The organism is Oryzisolibacter propanilivorax (assembly GCF_900103645.1).
GTDB classification, from domain to species: Bacteria; Pseudomonadota; Gammaproteobacteria; order Burkholderiales; family Burkholderiaceae_C; genus Melaminivora; species Melaminivora propanilivorax.
On sequence record NZ_FNHP01000004.1, the window covers coordinates 34,859 to 49,593 of the forward strand.

The 14,735-nt window shown below is 70.6% G+C and carries 14 protein-coding genes; 5 read left to right on the forward strand and 9 right to left on the reverse strand.

Annotated features, from left to right (window positions below; all coding sequences use genetic code 11):
* Positions 1-3: 3 nt before the first annotated feature.
* The 5 genes from BLQ61_RS07850 to glmS form a co-directional block, all read right to left on the reverse strand.
* Positions 4-753 (reverse strand): PIG-L deacetylase family protein, encoded by a 750-nt coding sequence (locus BLQ61_RS07850; RefSeq protein WP_175488247.1) that lies wholly within the window; start codon positions 751-753, stop codon positions 4-6.
* On the reverse strand, positions 750-1,784 hold the full coding sequence (locus BLQ61_RS07855; protein WP_217629387.1) for an acyl-CoA dehydrogenase family protein: 1,035 nt from the start codon (positions 1,782-1,784) through the stop codon (positions 750-752). Before BLQ61_RS07855 ends, BLQ61_RS07850 begins: the two co-directional genes overlap by 4 nt.
* Positions 1,781-2,464 carry a glycosyltransferase family 2 protein gene (locus BLQ61_RS07860; RefSeq protein WP_091568716.1) on the reverse strand — a complete coding sequence of 228 codons (684 nt, stop codon included), beginning with the start codon at positions 2,462-2,464 and terminating at the stop codon, positions 1,781-1,783. Before BLQ61_RS07860 ends, BLQ61_RS07855 begins: the two co-directional genes overlap by 4 nt.
* 168 nt (positions 2,465-2,632) lie before the next feature.
* The gene (corA, locus tag BLQ61_RS07865; RefSeq protein ID WP_175488248.1) at positions 2,633-3,766 is read right to left on the reverse strand and encodes a magnesium/cobalt transporter CorA; all 1,134 of its coding nucleotides are present in this window, start codon (positions 3,764-3,766) and stop codon (positions 2,633-2,635) included.
* Between the two features lie 213 nt (positions 3,767-3,979).
* Positions 3,980-5,878, reverse strand: coding sequence for a glutamine--fructose-6-phosphate transaminase (isomerizing) (gene glmS / locus BLQ61_RS07870; RefSeq protein WP_091568719.1), 1,899 nt, complete (start codon positions 5,876-5,878; stop codon positions 3,980-3,982).
* 152 nt (positions 5,879-6,030) lie between these two features.
* Between glmS and BLQ61_RS07875 the strand changes: the two genes are divergently transcribed.
* The 3 genes from BLQ61_RS07875 (at position 6,031) to BLQ61_RS07885 (ending at position 7,978) form a co-directional block, all read left to right on the forward strand.
* Entirely contained in the window at positions 6,031-6,522 is a 492-nt protein-coding gene (locus BLQ61_RS07875; protein WP_091569100.1) for an Lrp/AsnC family transcriptional regulator, read from the forward strand.
* Between the two features lie 150 nt (positions 6,523-6,672).
* The gene (locus tag BLQ61_RS07880; protein ID WP_091568721.1) at positions 6,673-7,656 is read left to right on the forward strand and encodes a DnaJ C-terminal domain-containing protein; all 984 of its coding nucleotides are present in this window, start codon (positions 6,673-6,675) and stop codon (positions 7,654-7,656) included.
* A 4-nt stretch (positions 7,657-7,660) separates the two neighbouring features.
* Complete coding sequence (locus tag BLQ61_RS07885) at positions 7,661-7,978, forward strand: chaperone modulator CbpM (protein WP_091568722.1); 318 nt, start codon at positions 7,661-7,663, stop codon at positions 7,976-7,978.
* A gap of 44 nt (positions 7,979-8,022) precedes the next feature.
* Here BLQ61_RS07885 and BLQ61_RS07890 read toward each other — a convergent pair whose 3' ends face one another.
* From BLQ61_RS07890 to BLQ61_RS07900, 3 genes are all read right to left on the reverse strand, one after another.
* Positions 8,023-8,826 (reverse strand): sensor histidine kinase, encoded by an 804-nt coding sequence (locus tag BLQ61_RS07890; protein ID WP_245703916.1) that lies wholly within the window; start codon positions 8,824-8,826, stop codon positions 8,023-8,025.
* A gap of 2 nt (positions 8,827-8,828) precedes the next feature.
* Positions 8,829-10,265: a bifunctional UDP-N-acetylglucosamine diphosphorylase/glucosamine-1-phosphate N-acetyltransferase GlmU gene (gene glmU / locus BLQ61_RS07895; RefSeq protein ID WP_091568724.1), complete on the reverse strand. Its 1,437-nt coding sequence runs from the start codon at positions 10,263-10,265 to the stop codon at positions 8,829-8,831.
* A 108-nt stretch (positions 10,266-10,373) separates the two neighbouring features.
* Positions 10,374-10,730, reverse strand: coding sequence for a DUF2917 domain-containing protein (locus tag BLQ61_RS07900; RefSeq protein ID WP_091568725.1), 357 nt, complete (start codon positions 10,728-10,730; stop codon positions 10,374-10,376).
* 143 nt (positions 10,731-10,873) lie between these two features.
* On the opposite strand from BLQ61_RS07900, the gene BLQ61_RS07905 reads away from it, so the two are divergent.
* Entirely contained in the window at positions 10,874-11,857 is a 984-nt protein-coding gene (locus tag BLQ61_RS07905; protein ID WP_091568726.1) for a LysR substrate-binding domain-containing protein, read from the forward strand.
* Positions 11,858-11,923: 66 nt separating this feature from the next.
* Here the strand turns inward: BLQ61_RS07905 and tyrS are convergent, their stop codons facing one another.
* The gene (gene tyrS, locus BLQ61_RS07910) at positions 11,924-13,156 is read right to left on the reverse strand and encodes a tyrosine--tRNA ligase (protein WP_091568728.1); all 1,233 of its coding nucleotides are present in this window, start codon (positions 13,154-13,156) and stop codon (positions 11,924-11,926) included.
* Between the two features lie 207 nt (positions 13,157-13,363).
* On the opposite strand from tyrS, the gene BLQ61_RS07915 reads away from it, so the two are divergent.
* The gene (locus BLQ61_RS07915) at positions 13,364-14,731 is read left to right on the forward strand and encodes a M23 family metallopeptidase (RefSeq protein WP_091568730.1); all 1,368 of its coding nucleotides are present in this window, start codon (positions 13,364-13,366) and stop codon (positions 14,729-14,731) included.
* Positions 14,732-14,735 lie beyond the last annotated feature (4 nt).

Below are 14,735 nucleotides of genomic sequence, written 5' to 3' on the forward strand. Positions count from 1 at the left end.
GCGTCAGGCAAAAAAGTATTCGCACGGCCACTGCGCCCGCTCGACGATGGCATCGTCCAGCACCGGTCCCAGGCCCGGTGCGCGCGGCAGCAGTTGCGAGCGATGCGCGCGCAGCGCCTGCGCCTTGGCGGCGCAGGCCTGCTCGTCGCCGCACAGCGCGCGCAGCGACGTCCAGGCAATGCCAGGCCCGTCCAGCTCGGCCCAGTGCCACATCCATACCGGGGCCAGCAGCAGCGGCAAGCCCAACCGCCAGGCCACGTCGCGCGCCACGCGGCCGCAGGCTTCGTGGTCGGGATGCCCGTCCAGGTGCCAGGTGGTGAGCAGCACGTCGCCCGGCGCCAGCAGTGCCATCAGCGCGGCATGCAGGCGCGAGCCGGCCTCGGCCACGCCGCCGTCGGGCAGGTGCAGCTGGGTCACCGGCATCTGCCCCAGGCCCAGGCAGGCCAGACCTTCGTGCCGTTCGCTGCGCCGGATGGGCGGCAGCCAGTCGGCCGGCCAGCCGGCATCGGCGTGGCTGGCTTCGCCATCGGTGACGGCGACCAGCTGCAGCGCTCCGCCCTGGCGCGCGTGCTGCTGCATCAGCAGCGCGCAGGCCAGGATTTCGTCGTCCGGGTGCGGCGCCACCACCACCAGTCGGCGGCCCGGGTCCAGCAACGGCCACGGTGCGAGCGGTATCTGCCGCTGCAACCACTGCTGCCAAACGGCAGGCGCCACGCGCGGGGCCTCGATGCGGCGCGTGGCAGGGCCGCTCATGGCATCCATGGCGGCTCCGCATCGGCGCACAGCAGGCCACCCAGGGCCGCATCGTCGCGCGCGCCGTGGCTCTGGCGGATGAACACCGGCAGGTCGGCGGCGCGGCGCGCGAAGCCCGCATCCAGGCACAGCGGCACGGCACCCAGGGCGCGCGGCACCTCGTCCAGCACCCGGCGCGCCGTGTGTTCCACCGCCTGGCGCACGCGCAGCGCCACGGCTTGCGTATCGGCCTGCGGATGCGCGTCGATCCAGGCGGCTGCCTCGCGCATCAACGCGGCAGTGCCGGACAGGGCCACGTCGACCTGGCCCAGCGCCGCCAGGCGCAGCGGTGCGTCGGGGCGCGCGGCATGGTGCAGCGCCTGCGCCAGCGCCACGGCGGCGCCGTGCCAGCACGCGGCAACGCCGGCGCCACCCTGCCAGAAGCCGGGCCGTCGCAGGTAGTCACCCGGCTGGCCGACCAGCACCGCTGGCACCTGCTCGAACCGCACGCTGGCGCTGGCGCTGGCCGCCATGCCTACTGCCTGCCAGGACTGCGCATCCACTACCACGCCTGGCTGGCGCAGCGCTACCGCGATCAGCTGCGGCTGCGTGGGCTGGTCGGGCCACCAGGCCGTCAGCAGCGCGTGTTCCACGTCGGCGGCACCCGAGCACCAGGCCTTGGTACCGTTCAGGCAAGGCTCGCCCCGGGCGTCGCGCTCAAGCTGCACGCGCGCGTTGGGCGCCTCGGCGGCCCAGACGGCCCACAGGCTGCCCGGTTGCGCCGACGTAGCCAGGGCGTTGCCCGCACACAACTCCTGCAGGATGGCCAAGGCATCGGTGTGGCCCTCGTAGAGCTTGGCCAGCGACAGGTCATGCGCGCCGACCAACGCCAGGGCGCGCCAGCGCGCCAGCGTGGCGCCGCCGCCGGGCAGTGGCAGTTCGTCCAGGGATAGGGCAACCAGCTGGCGCAGCGCCTCGGCCGGTGCCCGCTCGGCGCAACGGCCCAGTGCCTGTTGCAACCTTGCCTCCCGGCGACACGACAGCGTATTCATGCCAGCGCCCCGCCCGGCATCGCCGGCAGCTGCTGCCGCAGGCGCAACAGGTGCGCGCCAAAGCCCTGAGGCGCACGGAAGTCGGCCCGCGCGCTGGTGTGCACGCGCGGACGGTCGGACCAGGCGATGAGTGCGCCGCTGGCCTGCAGGGCGCGCACCAGCGCCACGTCCTCATGCGCGCGCAGCGGCGCGAAGCCTCCCGCGCGCACATAGGCCTGGGCGCAGACTCCGAGGTTGGCGCCATGCACATGGCGGTGATGGCGCGCGTCCACATAGCCGGCGTCGTAGAGCTGGCGCAGTCCGGCTTCATGCCCCTCCCATTCCTCCACCTGTACGGTGCCGCACACGCAATGCGCGCGCTCGGCCAGCTGCGCGCTGATCCAGTCGGGCGCCACCTGGCTGTCGGCGTCGGTGAAGGCCAGCCAGCGCGCACCCTGGCGCAGCGCTACCTCGGCGCCGCGCTGGCGCGCCAGGCCGACATTGCGCGCGCGCAGCCGAACCGTCTGGGCGCCATGCGCGGCGGCGATGCGCGCCGAGGCATCGCGGCAGGCATCCAGGGCGACGATGATGCGCACCGCCTCGCCCTGCAGCGCCGGATGGCATGCCGCCCGCGCCAGCGAATGCAGGCAGGCGCCCAGGCGCTGCTCCTCGTCGTGCGCCGGGACGATCACGGCAATCATGGCCTGCTGCCGCGCAGCGGGCGGATGGTGGAATGCGTGTGGGACATGGCGGGTGGCTGGCGGAGTGGGTCGGCGCCGCCATGCTAGGAAGCCGCCTGGCGCCGTCCTGTAGGACAAGCATTGCTCCCCGCATCCGCCTCACGCCCAGACAACAGTGGGCAGCCAGGGCTACAGCCAGCGCTTGCGCCGGAAATACCAGAGCATGCCGAGGACGATGCCCAGCATCAGCGCCAGCACGTACAGATAGCCGAAGCGCCAGTGCAGCTCGGGCATGTTCCAGCGGCTGTCAGTATCGAAGTTCATGCCGTACAGCCCGGTGATGAACGTCAGCGGCAGGAAGATGGTGGCCACCACCGTCAGCGCCTTCATCACGTTGTTCATGCGCTGGCTGACGGACGACAGGTACACGTCCAGCAGGCTGGAGGTCATCTCGCGGTAGTTCTCCACCAGGTCGATGACGGCCACGCAGTGGTCATGGCAGTCGCGCAGGTACACGCGCGTGCCGTCCTGCACGAAGGGTGCGTCGTCGCGCATCAGCGACGCCACCACCTCGCGCTGCGGCCACCAGGCACGGCGCATCACCACCAGCTCGCGCTTGGCATAGTGCAGCTTGTTGCGCGCATCGCGGTCGGGCTCCTGCAGGATCTCGTCCTCCAGAGCCTCCAGCTCGTCGCCCATCTCGTCCAGCAGCGGAAAGCCGGAATCAACGATGGTGTCGAGCAGCGCGTACAGCAGGTAGTCGGCGCCCTGGCGCCGGATGCGTGCCGTGCCGCGGATGCGCTGGCGCACCGGCCCGAACACATCCTGGCGGCCATCGTGGATGCTGACCACGAAATTGCGCCCGAGGAACAGGCTGACTTGGTCCACCTGGCAGGCCCCGGCATCGGGCTCGCGCTGCACCAGGTTCAGGATGACGAACTGGTGTGCGTCATAGCTCTCGGCCTTGGCGCGCTGGCCCCGGTGCAGCACGTCCTCCAGCGCCAGCGGATGCAGGCCGAAGGCATCGGCCAGCGCCTGCAGCTGCTGCGGGCTGGGCAGGCCCTGCAGGTGCAGCCAGACCACCTCCGCCGCCCCGGCAGCGCGCGCCGCGCTGCCGGCGGCCTCGATGGCCACGTCGGCCTGCTCCTGCAACAGGCCTTCGGCGGTGTAGCGCAGCAGCAGCAGGCGCGCCGGCGCCAAGCCGGCGTCGCCGGTGCCGGGCACGGGCTGCAGCGAGCCGGGAGAACTGCCGGGCACGTTGCGCCGGCGGCGAAAGGCATGCCGGCGCAGGGCGCGCAGGCGGGCGGTGACGGGATGCTTCACCCGGGCAACATACCACGCAGGGCGGTCGCTGCGCGCGTGCAAAAAGCGGTCATTCGACCGTCACGCCCTTGGCGGCATGCACAAGGGTTGTGCCGTCGCCTGCTCTCGCGGACAACGTCCACACCCCGCAACCTGGGCGTTGCGCGCAGCGGCTGCGCCGCCATCTCGCGCCTACGGCGGCCCGCGCTGCGCGCTGGTCCAAGAGCGTGACGGTCATTCGACGGTCACGCTCTTGGCGAGATTGCGCGGCTTGTCCACATCCGTGCCGCGCGCGCACGCCGTGTGGTAGGCCAGCAGCTGCAGCGGCACGACGTGCAGCAGCGGCGACAGCACGCCGTAGTGCTCGGGCATGCGGATGACGTGCAGGCCTTCGCCGCCGTCGATGTGCGTGTCGGCATCGGCCAGCACGTACAGCACGCCGCCGCGCGCGCGCACTTCCTGCAGGTTGCTCTTGAGCTTTTCCAGCAGCGCGTCGTTGGGCGCCACCGTCACCACCGGCATCTGCTCGGTCACCAGCGCCAGCGGGCCGTGCTTCAGCTCGCCGGCCGGGTAGGCCTCGGCGTGGATGTAGCTGATTTCCTTGAGCTTCAGCGCGCCCTCCAGCGCGATCGGGTAGTGCAGGCCGCGGCCCAGGAACAGCGCGTTTTCCTTGCGCGCGAAGTCCTCGGCCCAGCTGATGACCTGCGGCTCCAGCGCCAGCACCGCCTGCAGCGCCACCGGCAGGTGGCGCAGCGCCTGCAGGTGGCGCGCCTCGTCCTCCTCGGGCAGCCGGCCCTTGGCCTGCGCCAGCGCCAGCGTCAGCAGGAACAGCCCGGCCAGCTGGGTGGTGAAGGCCTTGGTCGAGGCCACGCCGATCTCCACCCCGGCGCGCGTGACATAGGCCAGCGCGCATTCGCGCACCATGGCGCTGGTGGCGACGTTGCACACCGTGAGCGTGTGCCGCATGCCCAGCGACTTCGCATGGCGCAGCGCCGCCAGGGTGTCGGCGGTTTCGCCGGACTGGCTGATGGTGACCACCAGCGTGCGCGGGTTCGGCACACTGGTGCGGTAGCGGTATTCGCTGGCCACCTCCACCTGCGTCGGAATGCCGGCGATGCCCTCGAGCCAATACTTGGCCGTCAGGCCGCTGTAATAGCTGGTGCCGCAAGCCAGGATCAGCACGCTGTCGATCTCCTGGAACACCCGCCAGGCGGCCGTGTCCGCGCCGTCGAACAGTTCGGGCACGATGCCCTGCACGCCCTCCAGCGTGTCGGCGATGGCGCGCGGCTGCTCGAAGATCTCCTTTTGCATGTAGTGCCGGTACGGGCCCAGCTCGGCCGCGCCGCTGTGCGCCTGCACGGTGCGCACCGGGCGCTGCTGCGGCGCCAGCGGCTGGCCATCCGCGCTGGTGATCCAGTAGCGGCCCAACTGCAGGTCCACCAGGTCGCCCTCCTCCAGATACACGATCTGGTCGGTCACGCCGGCCAGCGCCATGGCGTCGCTGGCCAGGAAGTGCTCGGCGCCCTCAGCGCCGACGCCCAACACCAGCGGCGAGCCGGCCCGCGCGCCAACCACGCGGTGCGGCTCGTCGCGGTGCATGACGGCGATGGCGAACGCCCCGCGCAGCTGCTGCGTGGCCGCGCGCACGGCAGCGAACAGGTCGCCGTCGTACAGACTGTCGACCAGGTGTGCGATGACTTCGGTGTCGGTCTGGCTGGCGAACACATAGCCGCGTGCCTGCAGCTGCGCACGCAGTGCCTCATGGTTCTCGATGATGCCGTTGTGCACCAGCGCCACGCGGCCGGGCCGCGTGGCGTCGTCCGAGGCGGCGCCGGGGCCGTGGCTGAAATGCGGGTGCGCGTTGTGCACCTGCGGCGCGCCGTGCGTCGCCCAGCGGGTGTGGGCGATGCCGGTGGCGCCCTGCAGGTCGTCGTGCGCCACCTGCGCCAGCAGCTCGGCCACGCGCGCCGTGCTGCGCGCGCGCACCAAGCCGGTGCCAGGCTGCCCGGCCAGGCTCTGCGCGTGCACGGCGATACCGCAGGAGTCATAGCCACGGTATTCGAGCCGCTGCAGGCCCTGCACCAGAAGGGGAACGATGTTGCGCGCGGAGACCGCGCCGACGATGCCACACATGAGGAAACGTCCTTGCCGGGAAGTGGATGGATGAATGGATGCGCGGATGCTAGGGAATGCTGGGTGAAATTTGCAGCCAATCTTTCTCCTTAAAAGAAATCGAATTTCACCTGCGGTGCATCGTGAAATAAATGTTCAATAACATACGTTTCATGGAATTTTCAATCGACCTGGACGGCGTTGATCTGCGCCTGCTCGACCAGTTGCAGCGTGACGCCTCGATCAGCAACCAGGCTCTGGCGCGGCAGCTGGGCGTGTCGTCCGCGACCTGCCTGCGCCGGGTGCGCCGGCTGCACGACAGCGGGTTGATCGAGCGCCAGGTGGCCATCGTCCAGCCCGAGCGCCTGGCCCAGGCGCTGGGTCACGGCCTGACGGCCATCGCCGAGGTGTCGCTGGATCACCAGGATGCCGCGCAGCTGCAGGCGTTCGAGGCGCGCGCGGTGGCCGATGCGGCGGTGCAGCAGTGCTGGCGCGTCTCGCCCGGGCCGGACTTCGTGCTCATCGCCCGCGTGCCCGACATGCCCACCTGGCTGGCACTAACGCAGCGCCTGTTCACCCAGGATGCCAACGTGCGCAACGTGCGCACTTTCTTTGCCACGAAACGCGCAAAGTTCGAGACAAATCTGCCTCTAGCCCTTGATTGACAAGGGCTTCCAGCTACTTTTTGCATAGCAAGAGGCCCTCCTGCTCAGGCCCCCTCTTGACCTACACGCGGCACGCCGCAAGATCATTACAGTGACCGTTCGTGCCGGCGCAGCATGTCTGCCGTCGGCGCCGCTGTGCATGGAGGACGCATGGAGTTCAAGGATTACTACAAGATCCTGGGCGTGGCCAAGGACGCCACCGCCGAGGACATCAAGAAGGCCTACCGCAAGCTGGCGCGCAAGTACCACCCCGACGTGAGCAAGGAGCCGGACGCCGCCGCGCGCATGGCCGAAGTGAACGAGGCCAACACGGTGCTGTCCGACCCGGAAAAGCGCGCTGCCTACGACCAGCTGGGCCGCGCCGCGCCGCACGGCGCCGGCCAGGGCTTCCGCCCGCCGCCGAACTGGGACGCGGGCTTCGAGTTCACCGGCGGCCCGCAAGGCGCCGAAGGCATGGACAGTGCGCAGTTCAGCGACTTCTTCGAGGAGCTGTTCGGCCGCGCCGCGCGTGCCCAGCATGGTGGCGGTGGCGGCCATAGCCATGGCGGCCGCGCGCGCGAACAGCGCGGCAGCGACCACCACGCGCGCATCGAGCTGGAACTGCAGGACGCCTACCACGGCGCCGAACGCACCCTGTCGTTGCGCGGCGCACGGCTGGACGACGCCGGTCGCCTCGTCAACGAGGAGCGCCAGCTGCAGGTCACCATCCCCAAAGGCGTGCGCGAGGGACAGCTGATCCGCCTGGCCGGCCAGGGTGCGCCGGGCATGGGCGGCGCGCCGGCCGGCGACCTGTTCCTGGAAGTGCAGTTCAAGCCCGACGTGCGCTGGCGCGCCGAGGACCGCGACGTGTACCAGAGCGTGCCATTGGCGCCGTGGGAGGCCGAGCTGGGCGGTCCCATCGAGGTCACCACGCCCGGCGGCCAGACCGTCGAGGTCACCGTGCCGGCGCGCTGGAAGCCGGGCCGCAAGCTGCGCCTGAAGGAGCGCGGCATCCCCGCGGCCACGCCGGGCGACCTGTACCTGGAGCTGCAGGTGGTACTGCCGCAGGCCGCCACCGAGGCGCAGCAGCAGGCCTGGCGCGAACTGGCGCGCGCCTACCCGTCGTTCAACCCCCGCCGCACGCAAGGAGGCTGATGCCATGGCGACGCATGAATTCCTGAACAACGCCCTGGCCGAACTGCTGGACGAACAGGTGCAGCTGACGTTGGACGAGTTGGCGCGCTCGTGCGCCATGGGCCCGGGCTGGGTGGTCGAGCGCGTGCAGGCCGGGCTGCTGCAGGGTGAGCAGTCAGGCGGTCAGTGGCGTTTCAGCAGCACCACCGTGGTGCGGGCGCGCCGCCTGGCACGGCTGGAGACGACGTTCGACGCCGATCCGCAACTGGCCGGCATGACCGCCGACCTGATAGAGGAGGTGGCGCAGCTGCGCCAGCGGCTGCGCCAGTTGCAGGCGCGCTGAACCGGGGCAGCCGCCCCACGGGGACTGATGCCGCTGCGCCGGCGTTAGGCCTGCGGCGCAGCGGAGACGGTGGGGCTGGCGGCCGCCGGCCAGTCCAGTTGCACCGTGCAACCCTGACCAGGCTGCGCCTGGATTTCCAGTGTTGCACCGTGCCGGCGCGCAATGACGCGCGCCAGTGCCAGGCCGCAGCCCAGGCCCTCGAACTCCGCCTCGCGGTGCAGGCGCTCGAACAGACCGAACAGCAGACCCGCGCGGGCCGGGTCGAACCCGACACCGTTGTCCTCGATGCGCAGTAACACCCGGGGGCCATGGCACTCGGCAAGCACACGAATGCAGGCTGGCGTACGGTTTCGGGTGAACTTGAGCGCGTTGTCCAGCAGCTGCACCAGCAGCACATGGAGCTGGGCCGCGTCGGCCTGCAGCGCCGGCAGGCCTTCATCCACCGTGCACTGCACGGCCCGCCCTGCCAGGCGTGGTGCCAGCGTGTCCAGCGCGCCCCGAACCGCTGTGTCCAGCGCGACCCGCGTGGGTCGTAGCGGGGCGCGCTCGGCCTCGGACAGGGTGCGCAGCGCCTCCAGCATGGCCGCCATGCGCCGCGCCGACTGCTCCATGGTGGCGACGCAATCCAGCGCCTCCAGCACCTGCTCGGGCGGCTGGGCCAGTTCGCCCAGCAGTTCACGCACCAGCGCGCCGTAGGACGTGACATGGCGCAGCGGCGCGCGCAGGTCGTGCACCACGCGGCGCATGAAGGCCTCTTGGGCAGCGGCCATTTCGGCCAGTTGGCGCCGTGCCTGCTCCAGCTCGGCGTGCAACGCATCGGCGGAAGGTGCACCGCCCAGTGGTGCCATCTTCACGCCTTGGGCGCTTTGGCCGGGCGCCGCCAGTCGGGAATGCTGGTCTGGCGCCCGCGCGCCACCGTCAGCGCGCCGGGCGGCGCGTTCTTGGTGACCGTGGAGCCACCGCCCACCGTGCCGCCGGCGCCAATCGTCACCGGCGCCACCAGCACGCAGTTGCTGCCGACATGCACGTCGGCCTCGATCACGGTGCGGTGCTTGTTGGCGCCGTCGTAGTTGGCGGTGATGCTGCCGGCGCCGTAGTTCACCCGCTCGCCCACCGTGGCGTCGCCCAGGTAGGCCAGGTGGTTGGCCTTGGCGCCATCGGCCAGCTGCGAGTTCTTGACCTCGACAAAATTGCCGATGTGCACCTCGCGCCCCAGCTGCGCGCCCGGGCGCAGGCGCGCGAACGGGCCGACCAGAGCGCCCTCGCCCACCTGTACGCCCGCGGCCTCGCCGTCGATGTGGGTGTAGGGGTGGATGACGGCGCCGGCGCCGATGCGCGCGTTGGCGATGTGGCAGTAGGCGCCGATGCGCGCGCCTTCGCCGATCTCCACTTGGCCGGCGAAGATGCAGCCGGCGTCGATCTCCACGTCGGCGCCGCAGCTCAGCGCGGCGCGCACACCGCTGCGCACGTCGTCGCGCACGTCCAGGCGGGCCGGGTCGGCCAGGCGCACACCCTGCTCCATCAGGTTCAGCGCCTGGCGCCGCTGGTGCGCGCGCTCCAGCTCGCCCAGCTGCACGGGGCTGTTCACGCCGGCCACCTGCAGCGCATCCTGGATGCGGTGCGCCAGCACCGGCACGCCGTCGGCCACGGCCATGGCGATGATGTCGGTGAGGTAGTACTCGCCCTGGGCGTTGTCGCTGCGCAGGCGCTCCAGCCAGCCGGCCAGGCGCTGTGCCGGCACGGCCATGATGCCGCTGTAGACCTCGTCGATGGCACGCTCGGCCTCGGAGGCGTCCTTGTGCTCGACGATGCGCTGCACCGCGTCGCCCGCACCGCGCACGATACGGCCGTAGCCGGAGGGGTCGGGCAGGCGCACGGTCAACAGCGCCAGCGCCGCGCCGCCCGAGGCCGCGACCAGCGCGGCCAGCGTGCCGGCCTGCGTCAGCGGCACGTCGCCCGACAGCACCAGCACCGTGCCGTCGCCCGCCAGCCGGGGCAGCGCCTGCTGCACCGCATGGCCGGTGCCCAGCTGCGGCTCCTGGCGCACGCATTGCAGGTCAAAACTGCCTCCAGCCCTTGTCTCACCCTGACATGCTGCTTCCACTTCCATAGCACCATGGCCGGTCACCACCACCACCTGGCGCGGCGCCAGCGGCGCGGCCTGGTCCAGCACATGCAGCAGCAGCGGGCGCCCTGCCAGGCGCTGCAGCACTTTCGGGATGCGGCTTTTCATGCGCGTGCCACGGCCGGCGGCCATGACGATGATGTCCAGAGGAGAGGCGGTCATGCGGGAAAGAAGGCGAATGGGAAGAAGGCGGCCGGCCGCGCCGGCGCGGGCCGCGTGCGAGGCGGCCATTATCCCGCCCACCTTCCGCCGCGTCGGGGCGCGCGCTGCTCAGGCCGCGCAGGGCTGAGCCGGCAAGGGCTGGAGGACGGCGCGGCGCGGCGGCCGGCGCACCGCGGGCACCGCCTGCCAGCGGTATTCCAGGGGCGTCGCACCCAGCGCTTCGAGCACCACATGCCGGCCGGGCGGCACGCACAGCACCTGACCGGGCAGCAGCACGACGTCGCCCGACGCCTCGCACCAGCCGCCCGGGCCGCTGCCCAGCGTGACCCAGGCGCTGCCGCGCAGCACCTGCAGCTGCAGGGCGGTGCGCGCGCGCAGGCTGCGTGCGCTGCCGGGCGCCAGGGGCTGCTCAGCGGCACCGCAGGCGCCGGATTGTTGCGTTTCGAGAACGGATGGGGCAAACATGGCAAGCTCCAGGACACGGGGGACACAGGGCAGTGTCTGCCTGCCCGTGGCCCGCGTCCAATGAAACCCAAGCCCGTCATCGATTCGCGCGGCGCATCAATTGCGGCATCATGGCCGGCGTCACCCCGCCGCCCCTTCTTGCCATGCCCGCACCCGCCGCTCCGCCCATCCCGCACCTGCGCACCCGGCCGGTCGCCGTCGGGCACTGGCGCGCCTTCCTGGCGGTGGCGCGGCACCTGAACTTCCGCGCCGCGGCCGAGGAGCTGGCGCTGACCCAGTCCGCCGTCAGCCGGCAGATCCAGGCGCTGGAGGACGAGGTCGGCGTGCCGCTGTTCCTGCGTCACACCCGTGCGGTGGAGCTGACGGGCGCCGGCGGCCAGCTGCAGCGCGCTCTGGCGCCGGCGCTGGAGCGGCTGGACGCCGCCGTGCGCCAGGTGCGGCTGGCGGCCGGGCGGCGCAGCGTGGCCATCACCACCTGGGCCAGCTTTGCCTCAATGTGGCTGATCCCGCGCATGGAGCAGTTCCAGCGCGACAACCCGGACATCGACATCCGCATCGACGCGGGCGATGCCATCGTCGACCTGGAAACTGCCGACGTGGACTTGGCACTGCGCTCCAGCGTGCCGGCGCAGGTCGGTCCCCACGCACAGCGCCTGTTCGGCGAGCAGCTGGCGGTGGTCGCCAGCCCCTGGCTGCTGGCCAGCCAGCCGCCGGTCACCGGCCCGGCGGACCTGGCGCGCTTCACGCTGATCGAGGTCGGCGACGCGCACCGCACGCCGTACTTCGAGTCCATCACCTGGCGGCGCTGGCTGCACGAGCACGGCGTCGGCCGCCTGCAGCCGCAGCGCTGGCTGTACTTCAACTACGCCCAGCAGATCGTGCAGTCGGCCCTGGCCGGCCACGGCCTGGCACTGGCGCGCATGCCGCTGGTAGCCGAGAGCCTGGCGCGCGGCGAGCTGGTCGAGGTGCTGCCCGGCCACCGGCTGGACACGCCGCTGGTGTACTGGCTGGTGCCGGGGCCGCGCAGCGCGCAGCGCGCGGAGGTGCAGGCTTTTTGCGCCTGGCTATTGCTGCAGGCCGAGGCCACGCGCCGGGCGATCGGCGAGCCGGCGCCGGGCATGGTTTAAGCTATATTTTTTGTAGCTCCAGGCCGTTTATCCATTTGGGCTACAGGCACTTTTTGCCTGAAAAAATCAGTCCAGCTGCACGCGTGCGAACTTGCGCTTGCCCACCTGCAGCACGTAGCTGCCGGCGTCCAGCTTCAGGCCGCGGTCGCTGACGACGCTGCCATCCACGCGCACGCCGCCGCCGTCGATCAGCCGGTTGGCCTCGCTGGTCGAGGGTGCCAGGTTGGCCTGCTTGAGTAGCGCGCCGATGCCCAGTGGCGCGCCGGACAGCTGCACTTCTGGGATCTCGTCGGGGATGCCGCCGCGGCTGCGGTTGTGGAAGTCCGCCTCGGCCGCGTCGGCCGCGGCGGCGCTGTGAAAGCGCGTGGTGATTTCCTTGGCCAGCAGCACCTTGGCGTCCTTGGGGTTGCGCCCGCCCTCGACTTCCCTTTTCAGCGCGGCAATCTCGGCGAGGCTCTTGAAGGACAGCAGCGTGTACCAGTCCCACATCAGCGTGTCCGAGATGCTCAGCACCTTGGCGAACATGCTGTTGGCGTCCTCGGTGATGCCGATGTAGTTGTGCTTGGACTTGGACATCTTGTCCACGCCGTCCAGGCCGACCAGCAGCGGCATGGTCAGCACGCACTGCGGCTCCTGGCCCCATTCCTGCTGCAGATGCCGGCCCATCAGCAAATTGAACTTCTGGTCGGTGCCGCCCAGCTCCAGGTCGGCCTTGAGGGCCACCGAGTCGTAGCCCTGCAGCAGCGGGTATAGGAATTCATGCAGGCTGATGGAATTGCCCTGCGTGAAGCGCTGGTGGAAGTCGTTGCGCTCCATCATCCGCGCCACGGTGTACTTGGCGGCCAGCTCGATCATGCCGCGCGTGCCCAGGGGGTCGCACCATTCGCTGTTGTAGCGGATCTCGGTGCGCGCCGGGTCGAGCACCTTGGCCGCCTGGGTGTAATAGGTCTCGGCGTTGGCCTTGATCTGCTCGGGGGTCAGCGGCGGGCGCGTGCTGTTGCGCCCCGAGGGGTCGCCGATCAGCGTGGTGAAGTCGCCGATCAGGAAGATCACCTGGTGGCCCAGGTCCTGCAGCTGGCGCATTTTGTTCAGCACCACCGTGTGGCCCAGGTGAATGTCGGGCGCCGTCGGGTCCAGCCCCAGCTTGATGCGCAGCGGCTGGCCGGTGGCGGCCGAGCGCGCCAGTTTCTTCGTCCAGTCGTCCTGCGGGAGCAACTCGTCGACACCTCGCAGCGTGACCTCGAGCGCTTGTCTTACGTCATCGGTCAAGGGAAACGTTGTAACAGTTGCTTGATTCATAAGGGTTTTCAAGGGTGTCTGCAGGACGGCGCCGACTATACTTGCCGTCGTTTTGTAGCGGTCGATTCTAGTGGCCCGCCCCTGCAGGGGCCTGGCGCTGTCCACCGCATCCGTTTTCTTCGTGCCTCCCGCCCCGCGCCGCTACTCCTTGCGGCGCCGTGTTTTTCGCAGGGCCTGAAGCACCACCAGCCTGGGGTAAGACTCTTGTTGAAAAACAACCTGACCGGCGCCTGCGTGGCCTTTCTCAACCAAGCCGCGCGCGTCGTGCAGCAGCACCCGAAACGCATCACCGCCGCCCTGGCCGCCGTCCTGCTGACCGGTGGCGGCGGCGCGTTCGCCGTGGCCTCTCTTGGCCCCGACGCCGCCGAGCTGCCGGTCAGCACCGTGCAGGAAAGCGTCGAGTCACTGGCGGGCGAGCAGTCGCTGGCCAGCCTGCTGGACAGCATGCCGGGCTACTCGCTGTACCGCTCGGACGTGACGCGCAGCGCCGACAACGCCGAAGCCATCCTGGAGCGCCTGGGCGTGGCCGATCCGGCCGCATCGGCCTTCCTGCGCGGCAACGACCTGGTGCGCCAGAACCTGCTGGGCCGCGCCGGCCGCTCGCTGTCGGCCGAAGCGACCGACGACCACCGCCTGCTGCGCCTGGTGGCGCGCTGGGCGTCGGACGAGTCGCCTAACTTCCAGCGCCTGGTGGTCGAGCGCGACCCCCAGGGCGCGTTCAGCGCGCGCATCGAGTCCGCGCCGCTCACGGTGGGCAGCCGCCTGGCCGGCGGTGTCGTCAAGAGCTCGCTGTTCGCCGCCACCGACGCCGCCTCCATCCCTGACTCGGTGGCCGTGCAGCTGGCGGACATCTTCGCGGACCGCATCGACTTTCGTCGTTCGCTGCGCAAGAACGACCACTTCTCGGTGGTCTATGAGACGCTGGAAGCCGATGGCGAGCCGCTGCGCAGCGGCCGGGTGCTGAGCGCCGAATTCCACAACAACGGCAAGACGCACGATGCCGTGTGGTTCCAGGAGTCGGACAGGTCCAAGGGCGCCTACTACACGCTGGACGGCAACAGCATGCGCCGCGCCTACCTGACTTCGCCGGTGGCCTTCACGCGCATCTCCAGCGGCTTTTCCATGCGCATGCACCCGATCCACCAGACCTGGCGCGCGCATCTGGGCACCGACTTCGCCGCCCCTACCGGCACGCCGGTGCGTACGGTGGGCGACGGCACGGTGGATTTCGCCGGCGTGCAGAACGGCTACGGCAACGTGGTCTACGTCAAGCACGCCAACCAGCACACCACGGTGTATGCCCACCTGAGCCGCATCGACGTGCGCAAGGGCCAGTCGGTGGACCAGGGGGACACCCTGGGCGCCGTCGGCTCCACCGGCTGGGCCACCGGCCCGCACCTGCACTTCGAGTTCCGCGTGAACGGCGTGCACCAGGATCCGATGACCATCGCCAGCCAGAGCGATGCCGGCCAGCCCCTGGCCGGCGCGGCGCGCAAGGCCTTCGAGCGTCTGGCGTCCAACATGCGCGTGCAGCTGTCGTCGGTGGCGCTGATCCAGCAGGCCAGCGCCGAGTGAGCCT